This is a genomic window from Paenibacillus sp. 2TAF8 (assembly GCF_052114825.1).
Taxonomy (GTDB): domain Bacteria; phylum Bacillota; class Bacilli; order Paenibacillales; family Paenibacillaceae; genus Paenibacillus.
In genome coordinates, this window is sequence record NZ_JBFRFN010000003.1 from 85,972 (window position 1) to 108,108 (window position 22,137).

The following is a 22,137-nucleotide window of genomic DNA, read 5'->3' on the forward strand; positions in this document are numbered from 1 at the left end:
GCCATAATGACATAAGCCATCTCTCTCAACTCCTTAATTCTTGTATAATTGTTGTGGTCTCACGACTAAGCGATTGACAATTTCTGTACAAACAAGCATAAGAATAAGCAGCAGCAGAACAACGATTGGAAAAGAAGCCGTCCCTGCTTTCGATGCCAGCAGTCCAAAAAGCGGTGGAAGAAATGTGGTTCCGGTATAAGCAACCGCCATCTGATAACCCATGAGTCTGGCTGCGCTCCCTCTACCAAACCGGGTAGGGGTCTCATGCAAAAGTCCAGGATAGATTGGAGCCAGACCGAGGCCGATCAGCACCAAACCTCCAGCAGCAAACCCGGAAGACAAAGGCAGCAACAGGACAATTCCGCCGATTATGGTAATCCATTGACCGTAGCGTATAAGCAGCAGGTTAGATACCTTTAAGGTGAGAAACCCTGTAATGAGCCTGCCAAATGTGATCCCCGCATAATAGAGCGAAACCCAACCGGCAGCCACTTGTGCCGAAACATTTCTTGTACCGACAAGGTAACTTGCCCCCCAGAGTCCAACGGCCATTTCAATCCCACAATAGAGCAGGAAAGCAAAAAGTGTAGGTTTAACCCCTTTTATATTCAAGAGCTTTATCGTTAAGCCCTCATCCGCTTCATGCACCTCCCTGCTATCCGACCGATCCGGAGCCTGGCGGTTCGCCGCCACACGTTTCCACAATGGCAAGGTAAGCAGAAGCACAATGACCAGACTAAATTGAATACCGGCAACAACTGCGTAACCACCTCTCCAGGAGTGCTGACCAGCAATAGAAGCTGCCATGATGAAAGGTCCCGCTGTTGCACCTACACCCCAGAAGCAATGCAGCCAGTTCATATGGTGAGCCTCATAATGTTCTGCCACATAATGATTCAACGCCGCATCTACCGCACCTGCACCCAATCCAAGCGGAATAGCCAGCATGATAAACCAAGCCAGAGAAGGAGCCAGAGAAAATCCTAATAGAGCCACCGCTGTAAGCAAGCAACTGAGTAATGTAATGCTGCCTGTACCCAGTTTGCGAATCATACGACCGCTTGCGAGACTGGAGACGATCGTTCCAGCGGCAACAATCATGGATACAAGCCCGGCAGCTCCTACTGAAGAACCGATCTCAGGCCATATGACCGGCCATGCCGAACCCAGCAGAGAATCCGGGAGCCCCAAACTGATAAATGCCAAATAGATGATCAATAAAAACCAGGTTGCCAACTGTATTGCCCCTCTCATGCTGCGATTATTTTTTGTTGTTTAATAAATAGACTTTATAAAGTTTATATCGTAAGTATGTAGGCATCATATCTTCTTGTCAATATGAAAAACTGACTAATCATTTTGACAAAACAGCGCCTCGTCCTCTGATTATATGGTGTATCTTCGTTGTATGTCAGGCAGCAATGTAACCATCTGAATGCCCAATCCCCAGGAAAAATAGAACAAATGAATGAGTGAGATGGTCTGAATAATGTACACTTGCACGATGATCCAGATAAGCAGAGCATGCCCCGTATACAAGGAAAACGTCCATGCCCAGTAGCGTTCAGAATAAAGATTCAATTTCTCCGCTAACGTCCAATGAATTCGTCTCAGGAGAGCAATGCAAATAACGATAGGGAGTACACCAAGAACCAGTAACAAGATCATTCCAGAAATTAAAAAATCGGAAAAAGGAGAGCGTTCCAGTAGAGAAACAGGCATATTCAACAATTTCCCCGACGGATCTAAGATCAGCATGAACCCTCCAACCACTGCTCCAAGCCCTAGTAAGCCATGCATCGCTGCAAGAAAATATGATTTGTTTGATTTGTTTGATTTGTTTGATTTTCCTGAGTTCTCTGATCGCTCTGACATTACGAACCGCTCCCTTCGTATTCTCTGTTTGCGCAGGCCATTGAAATGAATAAACAAACTTATTGTTCCATCCTCTCACAAACAGGGGAATAAACCTGTGCTTATTTTCACTGGCAGAGTCAACCTAATCAATACCAATCCTTTTAGATGGTAAAACTTGATAAAAGAACGTATGTTCGGTATAATGTTTATAATACTGAATGAGCGAGGCATAATACGATGGACGACAAATTTATTAAGGAATTACGTAAGATTAGCCGCGACGACAGACGCCGATCCGAGTTCATGATTCAGGGCATGAAGGAAACATTACAAGAACGAAAAGAAGAAGGTTTATTGAAACGATGGATGCGGCGGCGAAAGACGAAGAAAAACATCTCTGAACGATTTAGCTCCGATTCGTCTTCGAGTCATCAATAGATTAATAGAGTTCTAGAGTAAAAAAAGGAGGCTACGTAAGCCTCCCTTGATTCACTACATATATTTTATAATGTTAAAACAGCTTAGATTTACGTTTTGGTCTATAGAACTTTAAGGCAGGATAGCAAATGAGCGCACAGGGAATCCCGATGCCTTCTCCGCTTTTGGAACGATATTGAAAATGACAGCTCCTGTAGCTGGAACCTGATCGAGGTTCGTTAACAGTTCGACTTGGTATGTATCCTGTGCAAGCACATAATACTCTGCTAATAAGGCACCATTCTTCTGATAATCTACCGCTGCATCTGTATCAAACGTTTCGTGACCAATGGCTTTAATGTCCCGTTCTTCAAACAGGAATTTCAATGCAGCAACAGACCATCCGGGTGCATGGCTGTTCCCATCGGCATCCTTGTTGTCAAAGTCTTCATGGTTCGGCCAGCGTTTGCTCCAATCGGTTCGCAAAGCTACGAAACTGCCTGCTTCGATCTTGCCATGCTCTCTCTCAAATTCAATAATATGTTCTACTTCCAAGATGAAATCGGGATTTTTTTTCACTGCAGCAGACTGATCGATAACTACGAGTGGCAGCACCAGCTCTTTGAGTCCCAGTTCGTCGAGGTAACGCGTATCACGCACAAAATGAATCGGTGCATCGAGATGGGTTCCGTACTGACCAGGAAACTTGAAGCTTTGAGCGAAGAACCCTTGATCATGATTAAATAGCGTATTAAACTCCGCAGCATCAAAAGCAGAAAAGTGCGGAGATGCCGGACCAAAGGTATGCGTCAGATCTACCCACTTCTTTTCTTTCAACAACTGAATGGCTTGAATAAGTTCGTTGGTCATCCGTTTCACCTCATATGCAATATGGAAACAATTTCCCCTATTATATCTCAACGCTGCACATTGGTGAAGAAGCTGATTTAATTTGTTAAAGGAAACAATTCCTCGACTTGCCTTAAAAAAGAGTTCCTCCATATTGCCAAGACCTCAACCTGTTGGTATCTTCCTCTCACCGAAACCAAATGGTCACAGGATCAATCACACAATGTCAATCACATCATCACAGCGATCATTCAGAACAACTTCTCCTGCACAAGCCCCCCAGAACCATGATCATCATACACGCGGGATTAAGTCCAGTTTATCCAATGATATTCCGTGCTGGTAAGTTACACGAGATATTTCTATATGAACATAAATTAGAATCTTAAGCACTTCTTTTGCCGTGTCATCTTATAGCTTTGTTAGATCGATACTATGAGCACCCTGGTACTTTTTAGGAAGCCAATTAAATATATCCCGTCTGCTTGACCATCTTGGTGAGTTCATCCTTCAAAGCCCGTCATCTGACACTTTACCGCTGCTAGAAGAACTGAATTCGCAAATGAATAGTTCGGAGCAGACGGTGGATAACCTTGGAATTGAACCGCCTGTACTGGAATAATTTTTTGATAGTATTAATAGACAAATTTATCCCCCCATTTCTATTATAGTAAAATTCGTTATTAGCTAACCATCTACCAATATCCCTCGTATTTAATTAGGAACCTTGTATTCCGATAACAAATTCAAAGGAGGAAATGTATGATTTATACTAACTTGCAATCTTGAACTGCACCCCAATTGTTAGACACAACTACCAATTGGAGGTGCAGTTTTTTTATGACTAAATTCAGTTCGGATGAAAAGGGAACAGAAAGCTTGAAAAGCATTGCAAAATCGATCGGGATTCACCATTCTGTTTTTTCAAACTGAATTAAACAATATGAGCATCATGGTGATCCTACTCAGATTAAACTAGACGTACTGCATTATATGAACGAATTTGGGACGTCTGTTAGAGAAACGGCTGCTATATTTAATATTCCTAGCCATAGTACCCTTTTAAGTTGGCAAAAAAGCCTGGAATTACAAGGGATAGACGCCCTTAAACCAAAGAAAAAGGGGCGCTCGTCCATGAAAAAAGGATCTAAAGCACAGAAGGATCAAACGCACTACCAGATGAGACCCTATCGTCATGCCCTTGAAAAACGTGGCATCACGCAAAGTATGTCCCGTAAAGGGAACTGCTACGATAACGCCGTCATGGAAAACTTCTTTGGCATCATGAAATCCGAGTTTTTGTATTTAAAGCCATTTGAAAATATCTCACATTTTAAACAAGAACTATCCCAATACATCGATTATTACAACAACAAACGCATTAAGGCAAAACTAAAAGGCATGAGTCCGGTAGAGTACCGGATTCATGCCCAACAAGTTGCTTAAAGATATAATCTATCTAACTTTACGGGGTCACTTAAAAATGGGTGGTTTTTCAGTGTTATCGTTTCATGATATGAGGAAACTGTACAAGGAACTGTGTTATATTTTCTTTTTATCAATTTCCTCAAATTCTTTATTAGTTAAACCATAGATATATTCGTCATAGTGCCGTCCTTTTGTAAAGATCATGTTTCTGATCCTTCCCTCTTGAATGAAACCTAAATGTTCATGCAATGCTATAGAGCCCTCATTAAATGCATACACATGCGCATTCACCTTCACATATCCTAATTCCTCAAAGTAATACCGTAGTAGAGTTTTAATGGCATCAGATGCATAACCCTTACGCCAGTGCTCACGGAAGATCGAGACTCCATAATTAAATGTACCACATCGGTGGTTACAACTATTCGTGGAGATGCTGCCGATAAGTGTTCCATCGAGCGTTTCCATGGCTAGAAATACGTTGTCGCCATGAGAAGAGTTTTTTGATTGATGCTCTGCCCAACTCATCGTGCCTTCTTCTGATCTTGGAAAATGTAACTCATCACATAATCTTGCATTTTCCGAATCTTGATCATTGAAATGAAACTTTTCCCCGTCTGTTGGTGATACCGGGCGTAATCTAACTTTCATTCCACCCCAAATGTAATTACTCATATACTGATCCTCCTCAATTTTCATCCTTTTTTTCTACTTACACTATTAATAAATAGAAGAAGGTGGAGATCTTGCTCGAGGATCAAAATTAATTACGACTACATCGTTCTCATTCCTTTCATTTACTTGGTAAATTATAACACGAGTTTAAATGCATGTTAATACTTCATCAGTCAATCTTGTAATCACTTTCTTTTTATATCAGCAATCCATTTAACTAAAATAAGCTTGATGCAAATCTTCAATGCTTCTTYATCCCGATCACCAGATACCTTGGTCAAAGCAATGTTCAGCAGCTTCTCCTGCTGCTCGTCCAGATTAACAACCGAAACTTGCAGTTCAGTATGACCCAGCTCGTTGACCATGATCTTATACCGTTGATGGCCACCGACCACGTTCCCGGTGTGATCATTCCATATGATTGGCTCCACATGGCCAAATTCCTCGGTGCTTTGCTATAGCTTTTCGTATTCTGGATCGCCTAGCTGAAGGTCAACCTGGGGATTATAGGCTGCTGCATTAATCTGATCGATGGGCACCATTCTGATGTTGATGTTCTCACCTTCAATGATTTGCTCAACGATGACGAGTAAGAATGGGAAATCCAATTCACCTGATGAAGACTGTAAAAAGTTGCAAGAAATTACTAAAAAAGCACAGGATAATGACTATTCTCCCTACTCAAGCAGACGCCAACCTTTTCTGTTTAACTGGTCTTTTTCGTTTTCCCCGCAGTACTTCAGCAGCTCTTGAATTTATTTCACGAAATATCCCAAGCAAAAATAAAGAAAAACAGCACGCCTGTTCTTTGTCAACTACAGGAATGGATCTCTGATTTACCCAGATATATCAAGCATTTTCTGTAAATTTAAGATATTAACATAAAAAATGTTTTTCGAATGTAATTATTTATGCAAAAGTTTAAATATACATTACCTATTATTGGTAATTAGGAGTATGCTTTGTGTGTATTAGAAATACAAATTATTAAATAAAAGGAGATGTTTGTATGTTGAAAAAGTTAATCTTTGCTTCTTTAATTACTGCTCTCTCTCTCCCCGCCACTGGAGCATTCTCTATGGCTGACCACACTGAAAGGGTTAAACCCAATGTACCGAGTATTATTGATTCACGTTTAACAATAGTACCTGAATCAGGCTCTGATGAAGTCAAAATAATGACTGGTACGTATAGAGTTAAGCAAGGTCCTGGTGCTAACATTAGAGCAACTCCTTCTAGAAATGGCAAGTACATTACTAGTGTATATTATCCAACTGAGCTCAACATTGGCCGCCAATCCTGGTTTGTTGATGGGGAAGAATGGGTACAAGCCCTTGGGGGATATGTACTTCTTTCATCTTTAGAAGAGATAGGTTAATATACGTAGAGAAAAAACTCATAGAAAAAATAAAGCTCACCTATTATAAGGTCAATTTGAATAAGATTAGCCACTTCAAGCTGCTTTCTGTATTATGCAGGGGCAGCTTGATTAAATTACATTGAACTCTGCTTCCGTGGCTCCAGAATGATTTCATTGTTCCGATTGATCAATGATTTCAGGGGGGGATATGTGTAACGCCGTGTTGATGATGGTTTTATAAGCTATTTTTTCGTTCAAACGATCAAGTATTGTTTGTGCCATGTCTTCATCCTTCCCTACCTATTTTTATGTTTGAGCTTGATCAGACTGCATAGAAATTCTACTTTCTCCGTTGCAAACACAAGCCTAGCAAACATTTCTGCCTGTTTTGTTTCCAGTTCAGTAATAACCTTGTTCACATCGTCCCAGTGTCCCTCTTCACTTAAAAGTACGTGCTTGCCATTTTTGTTCAAACGGCACAAATGCATATAACCGAACATAAAAAAACAAAAGCTGTTCTCCCGTATGGAGAACAGCTTTTGTTTTTAGATTGAGAAACGTTTGTTTCAATGTATAAACCAACATTCCCCAATTTCACAGTACAGGCTTCGGCCTGCTTGGCAGCTAACCGATCCCAGATTAATCCGCAGTAATGACTAGCTTGCCCCGTGTATGATGAGATTCACTTTTTTCGTGAGCATCGCGCAAACCTTGCTCAGTCAGCGGATACGTCTCATCAATGATGGATTTCAGTTTTCCGGCAGCTGCTAGTTCAGCCAATTGTTCCAGTTGATCCCCTTTTGGCTCCATCATGAACACGTTACCTGTCACGCCAGCTTCCTTCGCCAGTTTCTCATCCGGCTGCTCTACAAGAGATACCAGACGTCCTCCAGACTTTAACACCTTGAAGCTGTCTCGCTGGATGTCACCGCCCATCGTATCCAGCACGACATCGTAGTCTGAGAGAATTTGCGAGAAATCCTGTTTCTTGTAGTTAATGAAATGATCTACGCCCAACGAGCGTAGTAATTCCTCGTTCGCTGCACTCGCTGTGGAAGCCACCTCAGCGCCCAACGATTTGGCAATTTGAATGGCATATGTGCCTACTCCGCCTGCACCGGCATGAATGAGCACCTTCTGTCCTTTGCCCAAATGACCATGATCGACAAGTGCCTGCCACGCTGTCATTGCGGCGAGTGGAATCGCTGCTGCTTCCTCAAAGCTGAGTTGCTCGGGAATGCGGGCCACGATATCTGCATCCACAGCAACATATTCCGCATAGGTTCCGAATTGACGTGGGCGGGCAAATACACGRTCTCCTTCTCTGAAACGAGTCACGTTGGAACCTGCTTCAACCACGGTACCTGCTACGTCACCGCCCAGAATCATCGGCAACTGATCTGCCGCTTCTTTTAGGTGACCTTGTCTTATTTTGAAGTCAACCGGATTGACTGATGTGGCATGTGTGCGAATTAATACTTGATTCACACCGCATGCCGGCTTTTGTACTTCCTTTTCCTTTAATTGTTCGGGTCCGCCAAATGCTTCAATGACAATAGCTTTCATGTTGAATCCCTGCCTTTCTTTCAATGGAATGACATGTGATGGGTTATTCTCATACTCTTCTCTATTTATGATTACCCCATTCATCGCTTCACTTGACCTGAAGTCACAGCATTTTCATTCCATCAATAAGACACGATCCAGGAGCTAATGCATCTTTCGCAAAAATCGTAGAACCGCTTCTTCCAATTGTCTCAGACCCGGTTGCTCTATCGGAAAATGACCTGCTCCCTCCAAAATGACACACTCCTTCTCCACAGCCAAACGATCGAAAAAGGATTGACTGAACTGTAATGGAGTCATTGGGTCTATCTCAGGATGAACCAGCAAAACCGGGCACTGATTGAATTGTTCCGGGCTCACTTCTGGCGTTTTATTCAGGAAAGTTCTTAATAATTCCAGAGGGACAGACGTAGCTGCCGCCTGTGGATCATTCATAATGAGACGGGTTAAGTCCATGTTGTTCGTAATCAGATCCATTCGAGAAACTCGTTTAACCGAGATTCGTACAGCATCTAATACGCCAGGGAAAAGATCCATCATGCGTTTACCCACACGACTGACGAACCGATTTGGAGCAATCTGATCGCGCATATCTGGATCACTCGTATCTACAAATGTTGTTGCTATTAATCCCTTCACATGTTTATTTCGTACACTGACGTGATAAGCCAGCATACCACCAATACTGCTGCCCAATACAACGAAAGGTATGCCGTCTTTTTTGTACTCCCGCTCCATAAGAGCATCTAACAGTGTAATCCATAGTTCATAATTTATTCGCGTGCCATGCAGTGCGTAGCTTAGACCGTACGGCGGCAGATCAGGCGATATGACCTCGTATCCATGTTGCTGCAGCATTCGTGCGTATGGAGCAAGTAACCTGCCATTCCCCCCAGCGCCATGAATAAAAAGTATTTTGACAGAAGACTCTAACACAGGAAATCGGTCCATATGAACATGGACTCCATAGCTGTCCCACCATTCCTCTTCCGGGGAGTTGTTTTCATCCAACCTGACTTTCTCGGGAAAAAAAGTCTGATACTGCTTCCAATATAAATGTGTTGTTCTATAGGATGGCAAGCTTTCTCTCATATGTACGCTCCTTTTTCTATATCAAAAAAGCCGTACGATGTACGACTTTAAGACTCATGTATGATCATACTTATTTTTGATGCCACATTTCATTTAATCCGGGAACTGTACGTTACCCGGTACGATATATGCCCCGCCTGATCCATCGTTTGGCAGAGGGGGAATGGAATCATACACCACTTTACCACGAATATCGGTGATCCGAATACTTAATTCTTCCTTACCTAATCCCGTGCCAAGGAAATGGTTGTAATCTTGCTTTTCGAGATTAAGCCACGAGCCGTTCTTCTGCTTCACTTCAAACTTCAGTACCGGATATTTATGATGACGGACTTGAATGGCTGCCCACCACTGACTGCTACCTTCCTTGATCCGATAAGATACGTTCCCTTCGATCGGAGCTTTGACAACTTTCCAGCTGATATTGATCTTCCCAGCTTGAGGATCTCCAATCTGGTTAAACGCATTCGGTGAGAGATCCAGAGCACCGCTGGCCCCTTCCGGATATAAATCTGTAACATATACCACAGTTTTCCCTTTGGGCCCCTGTACTTCAAGATAAGCTCCTGCTAAAGCAGCTTTGACACCGTTATAATTAAGCTGATATGGATTGAGTGCGGTAATCTTCATGTCTGCTGGAATCGGATCAAGCAATACAGCACCACCCGAGTAACCCGACCCTGTACGTAGCGTACCCTTGATATGTATCATTCCAAGCAGCAGACGCAGGTAAAGCAAATAAGACAAGACCGAGCAGTATACCTGTTGCAGACCATCTGAAACGATGAAATCTACTTTTCTTGCTCATTGTGTTATTCCTCCTATCATTTTGGCTGTGATTCTAAAAATAGATCTTCATTGTCATAGACAAGGAGTAACATTATTTTACATAAATTTTAAAATATTTAAATACACTTTCGGAAAATCACATCTAAAGTCCTGCTTTATTACGTAAAAAAGCGCCGCACTTGGGAGAAGGTTCGTTCTCCAGCATCGTGCGACGCACTTCTAAGCCTTGCATCAGATCCATAGTCTACATCTTATCTAGCAAAAGTACTTCTTGTATCTCTTGTTTCTTCTATATCTGGTATCGCTTTTCTTATCTCTTGTTTCTTGTTTCTTATATTCTGCATCTTGCATCTCACTTATAACCTATCTATGATTGCTTATCCTGCTTCTTTTCGTTTCCCCCGATTCCGGAATCGTTCATACCTCGCATATATGCGAGGAGATTCTTTCGTCAGAATAGGCCCCAGTACAGCCAGAATCAACACGTATAACACAGCAAAGGATTGAATGGATGCCATCAGACCTCCGGCCTTACCGATGTTCGCCATGATGATCGAGAACTCACCCCGAGATACCAGTGTAAAGCCCACATTTAAAGAGGCCTTGTTCGACACTCCTGCCATTTTACCTGCGATCATACCTGCACCGAAGTTACTCAGAATCGTCAGCACAACGGCAATCAGTGTCATCCCTACAGCCCCACCGAGGGAAGCTGGCTCAATGGTCAGGCCAAAGCTGAAGAAAAACAGGGCACCAAAAAAGTCTTTGAACGGCATAATCTGCTGCTCAATTCGGCTGACATGCCTTGATTCCCCAAGCACAAGTCCAATCATTAACGCGCCAATCGCCTCAGCGACATGAAGTGTTTCCGAGAATCCCGCCACGAGGAAGAGCAGTGTCATGATCGTAAGCAAAAATAACTCCGAGGACTTAATGTTCAATGCCTTATCTATATATTTAATACTCTTCCTACCGATAATCAGGAACAGTACAATAAACAGCAAAGCCGAGAGAGATACCAGCAGCACACTTCCAAATGAAGTTGCTCCGCTAAGCACAAGTCCAGTCAGAATGGAAATATGAATGGCAATAAACAAGTCATCAAACATAATCATGCCCATAATAATTTCCGTCTCCGGATTCGCGGTACGTTTTAAATCCACAAGCACTTTGGCTACAATAGCTGTTGATGAGCTGGTCATGATCCCACATACGACCATCGTTTCCTGAAGTGGCAGATTCATGAACCAGCCAAGCAACAAGCCTGAAACAAAATTGAGAGCCACATAGAATATGCCACCGGTTAAGATGGCTTTCCCTGATTTTAATAACCGTGAGACCGAAAATTCCAATCCCAGATAAAACAATAAAAATAAAATTCCCAGCCGGCCCATAAATTCAATAAAAGACGAGCTTTCGATAAATCGTAAATCCACAATGCCAAACTGTGGTGCATGCGGTCCAACGGCCATACCGACCAGAATGTAAAATGGAATAACCGAAAATCGTAGTCGTGCAGATATTAATCCCGTAAGTGTAATCAGCGCAATGGCAACCCCCACTTCAAATATGAGCATATCCATACGCTACATCCGCCCATCGGTCAACCATTGTTTGAGCTGCTTGAGCTGCTCACGTTCACCGGCAACAACAATTGTCGCCCCACTGGTGAACACATACTCTGGCCCAGGGTTGAATTGTTTCTGTTTCTCTTTGTCAACCGCCGCCAAGATCGCCACACCGGTAACCTGACGGATGTTCATCTCTCCAATCGTCTTCCCTATACAAGCGGCATGGGGTTCGATACGTAGCCACTCAATCAGGAGCCCTTCCAGCATAACTTCCCGTTCGTTCTGGAACTGAGGTTTATACGTCATGCCACCGACTATAGCAGCTACAGCTCTTGCCTCATCATCGTCAAGGGTCACGAGAGAGACCATATCTCCGAGATCTTCCGCTTGATCTCCAGATTCCATATGGAACAAATCACGCCGTTCATCATTATGAACCACGATGACAAGATGCTCCCCGCTGCGAGTATGCAGCCAGTATTTACGTCCAATGCCTGGCAGATCCGTTTCTTTAAAGTGCATGATTCGCACCTCCCTGAGTCAAGCCTTGCAGCGGATTTTGTTTCGCCTCATCATCAGCCTGCTCAAGCTCCTGCACCAGCTCTGAGCTCTGTTCAAAAGCCCATTGAATGTCCGCTATACGAATCTTCATGGAACCCGAAGGAGTAGAGATGGCTCTCTCTTCGCCTTTATTCCCCAGTAGAAGTTGACGTCCCACAGGAGAAAGGAATGAAATCTGTCCTTCGTCCGGGTCTGCTTCTTCTGGCATAACAATCGTTAACTTATCCGAAGTATGAAAATCAACATATTCCAGTTCAATCTGACTGCCAATCAACACTACGGAACTCAGAGACTCATCCGGTCCAGCGAGCAATTGCTCGACTCGTTCTGTATAGGCCATTAATTGTTTATCAAGCTGTATACGCTCGGGATTACGCACGTCAAAATAAGCGTCAAGAAAAGTCCTTTTCTCTTCGCCCAAGATCAACAGCTGACTCACCAGCATTTCTCTGCAATTGTCAAGTGGAGTCCTACGGTTCATAGTAGATCTCACCTCCTATACACGCCTTGTTCTCCACGCAGATTCGCTTGTTGTTAACCATCATCATCCTGTTGTCCTCCTTCTTATAATAAAAGGGCCCGAATGACGAGCCCTCCTTACCATCTTACCAAAATGAAATTATTAATCCAATCTATTCTGCTAACTTGGAGTTTAATTCTATACTTTGGGTATATTATCCAACTTTTCACGATATTCTTTACRTTTAATGATATATCTATAGAACATTTTAATTACCTCACAAAAAACATTTTATGGATTTTTGTCTCGTATTTTTATTTCCTTTCCTGTATATTTAACTACAAACTTTTATGCAATTTATACAAATAGGTATCTAGAGACTTTAACACGATAAAGGAGTGCATTGAAAAAGTGTCCACGATTACTAAAGAAAGTTCAACGTCATCTCAAGCTACTACTGCCGCAGCATATGTTCATTCCGTCTATGAGTCGGTTATCGCGAGAAACCCGAACGAGAATGAATTTCATCAGGCTGTTAAGGAAATCCTGGATTCACTGATCCCCGTCATCGAAGCACATCCTAAATACAGAAACCACAGTCTGCTAGAACAGCTTGTTGAGCCGGAACGGGTCATCACGTTCCGTGTGCCTTGGGTCGATGATCAGGGTAAAGTTCAGGTAAATCGCGGTTTCCGTGTACAATTCAACAGCGCGATTGGCCCCTACAAAGGCGGACTTCGTTTCCACCCATCCGTATACTCGGGCATTATCAAGTTTCTGGGCTTTGAACAAATTTTCAAAAATGCACTGACTGGCCTGCCAATCGGTGGCGGCAAGGGCGGTTCTGACTTTGATCCTAAAGGAAAATCGGATCAGGAAGTGATGCGTTTCACGCAAAGTTTCATGACAGAACTGTACAAATATATCGGTCCGGACGCAGACGTTCCTGCGGGTGACATTGGTGTAGGCGCTCGGGAAATTGGTTACATGTTTGGTCAGTACAAACGCATTCGTGGCGGTCATGAAGCTGGTGTACTGACAGGCAAAGGTCTGTTGTACGGTGGAAGTCTCGCACGCAAAGAAGCAACGGGTTATGGCTGTGTATACTTTGTTAATGAAATGCTTGCCTCAAAAGGGCTTAGCTTTAAGGACAGCACCGTTGTTGTCTCCGGTTCCGGCAATGTATCCATCTATGCCATCGAGAAAGCCCAGGAGCTTGGTGCTCGCGTTGTGGCATGTAGTGACTCTGGCGGTTACATACATGATCCGCAAGGCATTAATCTGGATACGGTAAAACGTCTGAAAGAGGTTGAGCGTCTGCGGATCAGCGAGTACGTCAAAGAACACCCGCATGCGACGTATACCGAAGGTTTTGAAGGTATCTGGTCTATCCCTTGTGATATTGCCCTTCCGTGTGCAACACAGAACGAGATCGACGAGCAAGCTGCAACCCTTTTGGTTCAAGGTGGCGTTAAGGCCATTGGTGAAGGTGCAAACATGCCTTCCACGCTGGCTGCCATTGATGTATTCCTTGGCGCTAACGTACTGTTTGGCCCTGCGAAAGCAGCGAACGCCGGTGGTGTAGCCGTGTCCGCTCTTGAAATGTCACAGAACAGCATGCGGTTGTCCTGGACATTTGAAGAAGTTGATGCCAAACTGCATGACATTATGAAAAACATTTATAAAAGCTGCGTAGAAGCGGCTGAAGAATACGGTTGCGAAGGCAACTTGCTTGCTGGAGCGAACATTGCCGGTTTCCTCAAAGTAGCCGATTCCATGATTGCCCAAGGTGTCGTGTAATTCCTTTTTAACGTTTTCTTAAAATAGTTCATACAAAAGAAACCTTTCCTTCGTGCTATGGTCATTTCAAACTACCATGCCAAGGAGAGGCTTCTTTGTATTATGCTGTACACTCAACTATGCGCGAGTTTTCCAATCCCTTGAGGGTTTCTGGACATGAATACGTCCACTTCATCTTCGTGATCTGTAGTAAACCCGAAACGTTCGTATAGACGCATTGCCGGACTTCCTTGCAACACGTTTAAAGTGACACGTCTGCCCTGTACGGCTTCCTGTTCAAACAACATATTAAGCACCTTCGTGCCTAGTTTCCTGCCCTGATAATCCGGATCAATGTAGAAGTGCTCCAGCAAAAACTCACCGTCTCCCGGTTTTAACGACACACATCCAATTAACACGCCTTCCAATTCCAAAATTTGTGTATGTTCTGGCTGGAATGTATTTCGAAAACGCTCCCTCACCCGAATCTCGTCATATCGACCCAAACGTGTCAAATCATCATACAACACCAGAGCCCGTAAATCTGCCAGTTGCTCCCGATCTCCTAGGGTAGCCTGACGTATCTTTAATTCATCCACTTGCTGCTACCTCCGTTCACTATCCGACAGTACTGCTAATTTTGTATAATTCAATTATATATTTTAACATATGTGCTCTTTCCCATGGTCATTTCCACCAAAAACGTATAAACACCATCCGTTAAATTGGATTGATGTGAATTACTTACAATGGTAAAGTAAACATGACATGATTTTATCGATACATTTGAGATCAGCAGGTTCTGATTATGATAAGGAAGTGTGTATGTTGTCTAACCATTCATTAAACCACAGTTGCAATCCTCATCTTCAAGCAGACTGCGAGCAGTGTTACGGGTTATGTTGTGTGGCTTTGCCTTATGGAAAATCTTCGGATTTTGCTTTTGACAAGTCCAGCGGCACCCCTTGCCCCAATCTGCGGGAGGATTACCGATGTGGTATCCACACCCAGCTTCGGCAGAAAGGCTTCAAAGGTTGCACCGTCTATGACTGTTTTGGTGCAGGTCAGAAGCTGTCACAGGTGACGTATGCGGACAGAAGCTGGCGTACGCACTCCGAAACGGCCCGTGAAATGTATGACTGTCTACCTGTGTTGCGTCAGATTCATGAGCTGATCAGTTACATGAGAGAGGTCATGATGCGGCCCGATACCGCTTCGCTCCATGCCTCAATTGAAAAAGCTTATCCCGATGTGTCGCGCCTGAGTGATCTGGAACCGGCAGCCCTGCTGCAACTGGATATCACGAGCCATCGCGCAAACGTGAACACCTTGCTAATTCAGGCTAGTGAGATCGTACGTAACAGCGCTCCGGCGAAAACACAAGCTCAGGGTAAGGCCAAAGGCAAAAAACGCAGCGGCATGGATTTTCTGGGGGCTAATCTGCAAGGAGCAGACCTGAGAGGTGCGAGCTTCCGGGGCGCGCTCATGATTGCAGCGAATCTGCGTAATGCCGATGTACGAAACGCCGACTGGATCGGTGCAGACCTGCGGGATACGGAGTTTGGCGGAGCCGACCTACGCGGCGGGATTTTTCTGACACAATCTCAGCTGAACGCTGCTATGGGAAACAAGGATACCTTGCTGCCTGACCATTTAAGCAAACCTTCTCATTGGCGTTAGAGGCGCACAATGCAAATAGCTCGTCCTTCCACCGAAGGACGAGCTATTTTTATAAGCATATTACAGACTAAGATTACAGCAAGTCACGGCGTAGATCCGCAGCCGATTTCGGAGACAGATGGCCGAGCGGGATATCAAATACCGTCTTCGCCCCTTTGTGCCCTTCCTTGCTCAAACGCTGTGCTGCACGGGCATACGCCACGAGTACACTCGCGGTGAACTCCGGGTTGCTGTCGAGCTTCAGACCAAATTCGATAATTTGTTTCTGCCCGTTACCTGTAATTCCGCTGCGAATTACGAAACCGCCATGCGGCATACCTGCATGCTCGGATTTCAGTTCTTCTTCACTGATGAAGGTAACTGTCGTATCGTAATCTGAGAAATAGTTCGGCATATTCACAATCGTTTCACGAATCTCTTCCTGGTTCGCGCCTTCTTCTGCCACAACAAAACATTGACGCAGATGTTTCTCACGTGTGGACAATTCCGGAGTTTCACCTGAACGAATACGGTTAATCACTTCTTCTACAGGTACCGTATATTGCACACCGGCTTTAACACCTGATACACGTCGAATCGCATCGGAGTGACCCTGACTAACCCCTTTGCCCCAGAACGTGTACTCTTTTCCTTCGGGTAGAATAGATTGTGCAAGCAAACGATTCATGGAGAACAAACCCGGGTCCCAGCCTGTCGAGATCACGCTTACATGTCCACCTTGCTCAGCTGCCGCGTTCACCGTTTCGAAGAACTCAGGAATTTTGGCATGGGTATCGAAGCTATCCACAGTATTAAACAGCTTGGCGATCACAGGTGTCTGTTCCGGCAAATCGGTTGCAGAGCCCCCACACAAAATCATGACATCGATTTTGCCTATATACTGCTCAGCCGCAGAGATATGCTCAAAGCGAACTTCTGTACTTTCCGCTACCATTTGTTCTGGATTACGTCGTGTAAATACAGCAACCAGCTCCAGATCATCATTCTGGGTAATTGCTTTTTCTACACCTTTACCCAGGTTGCCGTAACCTACGATACCAACTTTAATCATGTTTAATCCTCTCCCTGTCTGAATCTTTTGTCTATAAGTCTATCTAAGGATATAACATAACATGTAGCTTGTCAGGTTTCCAGATGTAAATCAAAAATACCTTGCAGAGGAACAGCTTTAACGCTGTACAGCCACAAGGTATGAGTGAATAAACAATTTCATGTATAAAGATTCTGTTTTAATTGCATCCCCAAAACGAATGCTTCTCTAGCCACGATGTAACTTCTTAAGATTCTGACCAGGTTAACGTGAGTTCAACGACACCTTCCTGACTCGCCAGTGCTCCTCCGATCAGAGACCAATTCTGCTTGGTGTCCGGTTCGGTCCCTTGAATAACAATATTTTTTTCATCAATCAACTGTCCGGAGTCTGCCAGTTTCTTGTCTGCAAAATAATCTTTGTACAGTTTCGATACTGTCTTCATGTCCTGTTCCGTGGTAAAGATCATCATTGCTGATTTCTTCCCTTCATCCTCTCCAGAAGTCGCTGTGGTAATCTTGGCATCGTCTGGTAATGGGAAATCTTTAGGCAAGTGTTCCGGCATGCCGTCCACCGCACTACTTTCACCTTTATTTGCGGATGGTTCCGAAGTTACCGGCGTGGATGCGGCTTCTGTACCTGTACCTGCTTCGCTTGTGTTTTCTGTGACAGCTGGCTCAGCTGTTCCAGATGTTGCCTCACTATTTACCTTCTCAGATTCACCTTTGGTCCCGTCAGCAGCACTGTTGCACGCGCTTAATGCCACCATCATAGCCAGCGCAGCGCAGGCCAGCAGATATTTTTTCTTTTTCACCATTAAAAATCACTCCTTCTAGTTGTTTTATGTTGTCATTCTCCAAATCACATTCTCACATCAGAAGTATGCTTCTGTATGCTGATTGCACATCCCTCCTTTGTTTAGTCGAGCTCCAGTGTCTGCTGCATAACGGATACAGCTCCTATGGTATGTTAATCCAGATGACCGATAACGATAACACCGTCAAGGATAACAGACAACTTACTGCAAGTATGGATAGGAATCGGGTGAAGACTTTGAACTTTTTCATACAACCCTCCTCCTTCTATATACAGGTTGTTTACGTTTGAACTGCTTGAACTATTTCATATTTTTCACACGGGATAGACCCATGCTTTTTCTCCGCTCTGTATCAATGAGTCATCAACTTATAATATATGTATGCTTCAATCGTACCCAAGAAATGGCGGGATTGAAACAATCCGGAGTCCAGTCCTTTCCCCAACCAAAGTCCAGTCCCTCTCCCCTACCTCTGAGGCACAGTATGACGTAAAAAACCGCCTGCATCCCTTTTTCGGGATACAAACGGTTGTCACATTTTGCTTGCTTACTTGTGTGTTCTCACAGTTTCAACTTAACGCCTACCGGGCAATGATCACTGCCCATGACATGACAGTCGATATAGGCTTCGGCTACACTTGGTGCAAGCAGAGTGGACACAAGAAAATAATCGATCCGCCAGCCCACGTTCCGCTCTCTGACCTTAGGCATATACGACCACCAGCTGTACACATCGGTTTGATCTGGGTGCAAATGACGGAAACTGTCCACATATCCTGATGCAAGCAGGTCTGTCATCTTGCCGCGCTCCTCATGCGTAAATCCGGAGTTGCCCATATTCGGTTTCGGGTTCTTCAAGTCAATCTCTTGATGAGCCACGTTCAGATCCCCACAGATGATTACAGGTTTTGTCTGCTCCAGTTGCAGGACGTAGGACCGAAAGCGGTCTTCCCACTCCAGACGGTAAGGCAGACGGGTCAGATCACGTTTAGCATTAGGTGTATAGACATTAATCAGATAAAAGGCATCGTACTCTAGCGTAATCATTCGGCCTTCCGGCTCGCTATCCTCTTCCATACCGTAGTACACAGACAATGGCTTGATGCGGCTGAATACAGCCGTGCCGGAGTATCCTTTTTTGATCGCATAATTCCAGTACTGATAGACGTCTTCCCCCAGATCCATCTCGATCTGTCCAGCCTGTAATTTCGTCTCCTGAAGGCAGAAAATATCGGCATCGCTTTGTTGATAATAATCCATAAATCCTTTATTCACACAGGCTCGAAGCCCATTCACATTCCAGGACACCAGCTTCATACTCTCATCTCCTCACATCTCTCCAATATAACATGAGCCTAATTCACGGGACAAGACATCACATGTTGGGCATGAGGACTGGGATCGAAAATGAACATGGAGATGAAGTTGGAGAAGGAGAAGGAAGACATGGGCTAGTTGTCACTCTGTAACTTCGAGAAAACAGCAAGATCAACGTACCTACCCTTCTCAAACTCATGCTGACGCAGCAGACCTTCTTGCTGGAAACCGAGCTTGTGAAGTAAACGAATGGACGCTTCATTCTCCGGGTCCACCTTCGCTTCAATTTTGTTTAATTGCATCTGGTTGAATCCAAATTCCAGCACAGCACGAGCAGCCTCTGTCATCACACCCTTGCCCCAGCACGATGAAAGCAGATCATAACCGATCTCTGCGCGATGATGTTGCTCTTCGTAACCCAGATATCCACATGTTCCAATCACTTGATGAGATTCCTTATCTTCAATCATCCAGCGTAGACCTGTGTGTTCCTTGAAAATCTTCCTATACCAGCCCATCTCGTCAAGCGCATCCTGTTCGGATTCAAAGGGATCGAGAGGCATATATTCGACAACGGTCTCATCTGAGTACAGTGCCAGTAGATCTCCACTGTCACGATCTGTTGCTGCACGGAGCATAAATCGCTCTGTTTCTATTTGCGGAAACGTGTCAAATTCAAATACTATTTTCATACGTACCCTCCTTTATGCGAAGTATCTTTCAATTATGTATGTTATAGTCCCTCTGATATTTTACTACGTTAAACTTCATGTAACCAAGTCATATCATAAAATGATTACCATCCATCAAAATAAGTGAAAAAAGGCCATTCCCTAACTACTTGCCGGGATTGGCCACGAGATGTTGGTATCTTATTTAAGATTATTTAGATCCAATAAATGATCTGTGTTCATTCAAGATAAATGCCATATATTCATTTTAACGCATCGTTTTCACAAGTGATGCTATATCTTGCTCGCCATAACCAGCTTCTATAGCTTTATGAAACATGTTTTGCAAGAACAGCGGAAACTCGTTATTCATATTCTTCTCACTTGCCTGTTCCATAAGCAGATCAACCGTTACCATGGACATCTGAAGAGAACTTTGTGGATTTTCGTATTTGGAATGTTGAATGACCTCACCTTCGTATTGAAGAATGGAGCCAATCATAGGCGAGACTCCGGCAATCATAGAACCAAAATCGTCAATACGCAAACCATCGGACTCCAGAATTCGTGATGCGTGGAAGAATCCAAGATATGAACCAAACAGATAAGACAGGAATGCCAGGTCGATTGAAGCAGCCGCACTAACCTGTTCTCCATAATAAGGTACATGGCCTGCTAGTGCACCGAGAACCGCCTTTACTTGATCAAAAGCCTCCATCGATCCAGAGGTTAAGATGGTTGCATGAGATCCTCCGATCTGGGCAGGGGCTGCGGCTATAGCTCCATCTATATATGTAGCACCATGGGTATTTGCCCAGATTTCGTGCTTTTGGGCCTGTTCAGGGCTTCCTGTAGTAAGTTGGATGAGCACTCTCCCCGACAAGGCCGCATGTACATCTTCTACATCCAGCACTTCATATGAGGTCTTATAATCTGACACACATATAATGGATATTTGACTAGCACAAATTGCTTCAGCTGCCGTAGACGTGAGTACTGCTCCTTTTTCAACGATGGAATCTGCCTTTGTCGATGTACGATTCCATACGGTCACCTGATATCCCTTTTCCAGTAATGTTTGAGCAATAGCTCCCCCCATCTCTCCTAAACCAATAACCGTTACTTCATTCATTATTATTCCTCCCAAAGTGTCTGTATCACGCATTAAAGGCAAGCGTCTTGACTTCGAAATTAAGCATAATAGATAATAGTGACAAGCAATGGCATGATTATAAAATAAATTTAGGGAGTATATATGCACAAAGCACAACGGCTTGTTCAGTTAATCATGTTAGTGAATGAACGCAGAACGTTTACCGTACAAGAACTGGCAGATGAGTGTGGAGTATCACGTCGAACCATGATTCGTGATTTAGCAGAATTAAGCGAACTTGGCGTGCCACTTTATTCCGAGGTTGGTCCTAACGGTGGTTACCGTGTTTTAAGAGAAAAGGTGTTGCCACCAATCAGTTTTACGGAGTATGAAGCTATGGCTTTATTTTTTGCAGCTCAATCGTTACAGAACTATACATCTCTCCCTTTTAACAATGAAGTACAAAGTGCGTTACGCAAGTTTTTCCATTATTTATCCAGTGACCTCAAACATAAAATTGAACGCATGCAACAAAGACTCACATTCTGGGTCCCACCGCACGAACTAGATGTTCCCTACTTGAAGGAAATACTAGAGGCAGCCTTGGAACAGAGAATCATACAAATCCAGTATCAAGCGAACGAAACACAGGAACGACTAATTCAACCCCTTGGTTTGTATACAATGAATGGTTTATGGTATTGTCAGGCCTACTGTTTCCGCGCAGTAGATTATCGTGTATTTCGTGTTGATCGAATTAGCGAACTGCAATGTGAGGTGGATCAGAGTCAAAAAGTGGACCTGACCGGAGAGAACATACAAGGATGGATCATGAGAAATGACGAGGAAACTCCTCTGGAGCTTAAGGTGTTACTGTCACCAGAAGGCGTCCGAAGATGTCAAGCTGATGTGTGGTTATCGCAATACATGAAGGTTAACGAAGATGGCTCAGGAGCAATCCACGCTCAGATGGCCACGAGTTATACTCCATGGGTGGTCAGTTTCTTTCTTAGCCTGGGAACAGATGCCCATGTTACACATCCTCCTCAGGTTCGTGACCTGATTCGCACCAAGTTAAAAGCCATGGCTGCACAATATGGGAAATGAAAAACAGCCTGCTATAAG

The 22,137-nt window shown here is 44.0% G+C and carries 21 protein-coding genes and 3 pseudogenes; 7 read left to right on the forward strand and 17 right to left on the reverse strand.

The window, feature by feature from the left end:
- Positions 1 to 33: 33 nt before the first annotated feature.
- Together AB4Z30_RS06175 and AB4Z30_RS06180 are read right to left on the reverse strand one after the other, a co-directional pair.
- Positions 34 to 1,236 (reverse strand): MFS transporter, encoded by a 1,203-nt coding sequence (locus AB4Z30_RS06175; RefSeq protein ID WP_441924371.1) that lies wholly within the window; start codon positions 1,234 to 1,236, stop codon positions 34 to 36.
- A 150-nt stretch (positions 1,237 to 1,386) separates the two neighbouring features.
- Positions 1,387 to 1,875 carry a hypothetical protein gene (locus AB4Z30_RS06180; protein ID WP_441924373.1) on the reverse strand — a complete coding sequence of 163 codons (489 nt, stop codon included), beginning with the start codon at positions 1,873 to 1,875 and terminating at the stop codon, positions 1,387 to 1,389.
- Positions 1,876 to 2,094: 219 nt separating this feature from the next.
- On the opposite strand from AB4Z30_RS06180, the gene AB4Z30_RS06185 reads away from it, so the two are divergent.
- Positions 2,095 to 2,295 carry a hypothetical protein gene (locus AB4Z30_RS06185; RefSeq protein ID WP_441924375.1) on the forward strand — a complete coding sequence of 67 codons (201 nt, stop codon included), beginning with the start codon at positions 2,095 to 2,097 and terminating at the stop codon, positions 2,293 to 2,295.
- Positions 2,296 to 2,406: 111 nt separating this feature from the next.
- On the opposite strand, the gene AB4Z30_RS06190 is transcribed toward AB4Z30_RS06185, so the two are convergent.
- On the reverse strand, positions 2,407 to 3,144 hold the full coding sequence (locus AB4Z30_RS06190; RefSeq protein ID WP_441924377.1) for a cyclase family protein: 738 nt from the start codon (positions 3,142 to 3,144) through the stop codon (positions 2,407 to 2,409).
- A 972-nt stretch (positions 3,145 to 4,116) separates the two neighbouring features.
- Between AB4Z30_RS06190 and AB4Z30_RS06195 the strand changes: the two are divergent.
- Positions 4,117 to 4,239 (forward strand): annotated as a pseudogene (locus tag AB4Z30_RS06195) (helix-turn-helix domain-containing protein); the annotation flags it as partial.
- Positions 4,240 to 4,293: 54 nt separating this feature from the next.
- Positions 4,294 to 4,569: pseudogene (locus tag AB4Z30_RS06200) on the forward strand (IS3 family transposase); the annotation flags it as partial.
- A 96-nt stretch (positions 4,570 to 4,665) separates the two neighbouring features.
- Here the strand turns inward: AB4Z30_RS06200 and AB4Z30_RS06205 are convergent.
- Both AB4Z30_RS06205 and AB4Z30_RS06210 read right to left on the reverse strand, forming a co-directional pair.
- Positions 4,666 to 5,226, reverse strand: a complete 561-nt coding sequence (locus AB4Z30_RS06205) for a GNAT family N-acetyltransferase (RefSeq protein WP_441924379.1) — start codon at positions 5,224 to 5,226, stop codon at positions 4,666 to 4,668.
- Positions 5,227 to 5,411: 185 nt separating this feature from the next.
- Positions 5,412 to 5,657: a hypothetical protein gene (locus tag AB4Z30_RS06210; protein WP_441924381.1), complete on the reverse strand. Its 246-nt coding sequence runs from the start codon at positions 5,655 to 5,657 to the stop codon at positions 5,412 to 5,414.
- A 578-nt stretch (positions 5,658 to 6,235) separates the two neighbouring features.
- On the opposite strand from AB4Z30_RS06210, the gene AB4Z30_RS06215 reads away from it, so the two are divergent.
- Complete coding sequence (locus AB4Z30_RS06215) at positions 6,236 to 6,604, forward strand: hypothetical protein (protein WP_441924383.1); 369 nt, start codon at positions 6,236 to 6,238, stop codon at positions 6,602 to 6,604.
- A 621-nt stretch (positions 6,605 to 7,225) separates the two neighbouring features.
- Here AB4Z30_RS06215 and AB4Z30_RS06220 read toward each other — a convergent pair.
- The 6 genes and pseudogenes from AB4Z30_RS06220 to AB4Z30_RS06245 form a co-directional block, all read right to left on the reverse strand.
- On the reverse strand, positions 7,226 to 8,152 hold the full coding sequence (locus AB4Z30_RS06220; RefSeq protein WP_441924385.1) for an NADP-dependent oxidoreductase: 927 nt from the start codon (positions 8,150 to 8,152) through the stop codon (positions 7,226 to 7,228).
- 144 nt (positions 8,153 to 8,296) lie between these two features.
- Complete coding sequence (locus AB4Z30_RS06225; RefSeq protein ID WP_441924387.1) at positions 8,297 to 9,244, reverse strand: alpha/beta hydrolase; 948 nt, start codon at positions 9,242 to 9,244, stop codon at positions 8,297 to 8,299.
- Positions 9,245 to 9,337: 93 nt separating this feature from the next.
- Positions 9,338 to 10,052: pseudogene (locus tag AB4Z30_RS06230) on the reverse strand (expansin EXLX1 family cellulose-binding protein).
- A gap of 358 nt (positions 10,053 to 10,410) precedes the next feature.
- Positions 10,411 to 11,616: a cation:proton antiporter gene (locus AB4Z30_RS06235; RefSeq protein WP_441924389.1), complete on the reverse strand. Its 1,206-nt coding sequence runs from the start codon at positions 11,614 to 11,616 to the stop codon at positions 10,411 to 10,413.
- A 3-nt stretch (positions 11,617 to 11,619) separates the two neighbouring features.
- Positions 11,620 to 12,126, reverse strand: a complete 507-nt coding sequence (locus tag AB4Z30_RS06240; RefSeq protein WP_441924391.1) for a cation:proton antiporter regulatory subunit — start codon at positions 12,124 to 12,126, stop codon at positions 11,620 to 11,622.
- A complete protein-coding gene (locus tag AB4Z30_RS06245; RefSeq protein ID WP_441924393.1) occupies positions 12,116 to 12,646 on the reverse strand; it encodes a GreA/GreB family elongation factor in 531 nt (176 codons plus the stop codon). Before AB4Z30_RS06245 ends, AB4Z30_RS06240 begins: the two co-directional genes overlap by 11 nt.
- Positions 12,647 to 13,036: 390 nt before the next feature.
- On the opposite strand from AB4Z30_RS06245, the gene gdhA reads away from it, so the two are divergent.
- Positions 13,037 to 14,425, forward strand: a complete 1,389-nt coding sequence (gdhA, locus tag AB4Z30_RS06250) for an NADP-specific glutamate dehydrogenase (RefSeq protein WP_192895046.1) — start codon at positions 13,037 to 13,039, stop codon at positions 14,423 to 14,425.
- A 113-nt stretch (positions 14,426 to 14,538) separates the two neighbouring features.
- Here gdhA and AB4Z30_RS06255 read toward each other — a convergent pair whose 3' ends face one another.
- Complete coding sequence (locus AB4Z30_RS06255; RefSeq protein WP_441924395.1) at positions 14,539 to 15,003, reverse strand: GNAT family N-acetyltransferase; 465 nt, start codon at positions 15,001 to 15,003, stop codon at positions 14,539 to 14,541.
- Between the two features lie 226 nt (positions 15,004 to 15,229).
- Between AB4Z30_RS06255 and AB4Z30_RS06260 the strand changes: the two genes are divergently transcribed.
- Positions 15,230 to 16,084: a pentapeptide repeat-containing protein gene (locus AB4Z30_RS06260; RefSeq protein ID WP_441924396.1), complete on the forward strand. Its 855-nt coding sequence runs from the start codon at positions 15,230 to 15,232 to the stop codon at positions 16,082 to 16,084.
- A gap of 73 nt (positions 16,085 to 16,157) precedes the next feature.
- Here the strand turns inward: AB4Z30_RS06260 and AB4Z30_RS06265 are convergent, their stop codons facing one another.
- The 5 genes from AB4Z30_RS06265 to AB4Z30_RS06285 form a co-directional block, all read right to left on the reverse strand.
- A complete protein-coding gene (locus tag AB4Z30_RS06265) occupies positions 16,158 to 17,135 on the reverse strand; it encodes a diaminopimelate dehydrogenase (RefSeq protein ID WP_441924398.1) in 978 nt (325 codons plus the stop codon).
- A gap of 226 nt (positions 17,136 to 17,361) precedes the next feature.
- On the reverse strand, positions 17,362 to 17,931 hold the full coding sequence (locus tag AB4Z30_RS06270; protein ID WP_441924400.1) for a hypothetical protein: 570 nt from the start codon (positions 17,929 to 17,931) through the stop codon (positions 17,362 to 17,364).
- Between the two features lie 561 nt (positions 17,932 to 18,492).
- Complete coding sequence (locus AB4Z30_RS06275; RefSeq protein WP_441924402.1) at positions 18,493 to 19,248, reverse strand: exodeoxyribonuclease III; 756 nt, start codon at positions 19,246 to 19,248, stop codon at positions 18,493 to 18,495.
- 134 nt (positions 19,249 to 19,382) lie between these two features.
- A complete protein-coding gene (locus tag AB4Z30_RS06280; RefSeq protein ID WP_441924404.1) occupies positions 19,383 to 19,940 on the reverse strand; it encodes a GNAT family N-acetyltransferase in 558 nt (185 codons plus the stop codon).
- 247 nt (positions 19,941 to 20,187) lie between these two features.
- Positions 20,188 to 21,051 (reverse strand): NAD(P)-dependent oxidoreductase, encoded by an 864-nt coding sequence (locus AB4Z30_RS06285; RefSeq protein WP_441924406.1) that lies wholly within the window; start codon positions 21,049 to 21,051, stop codon positions 20,188 to 20,190.
- Positions 21,052 to 21,174: 123 nt separating this feature from the next.
- Between AB4Z30_RS06285 and AB4Z30_RS06290 the strand changes: the two genes are divergently transcribed.
- Positions 21,175 to 22,119, forward strand: coding sequence for a helix-turn-helix transcriptional regulator (locus tag AB4Z30_RS06290; RefSeq protein ID WP_441924408.1), 945 nt, complete (start codon positions 21,175 to 21,177; stop codon positions 22,117 to 22,119).
- The last annotated feature ends 18 nt before the right edge of the window (positions 22,120 to 22,137 follow it).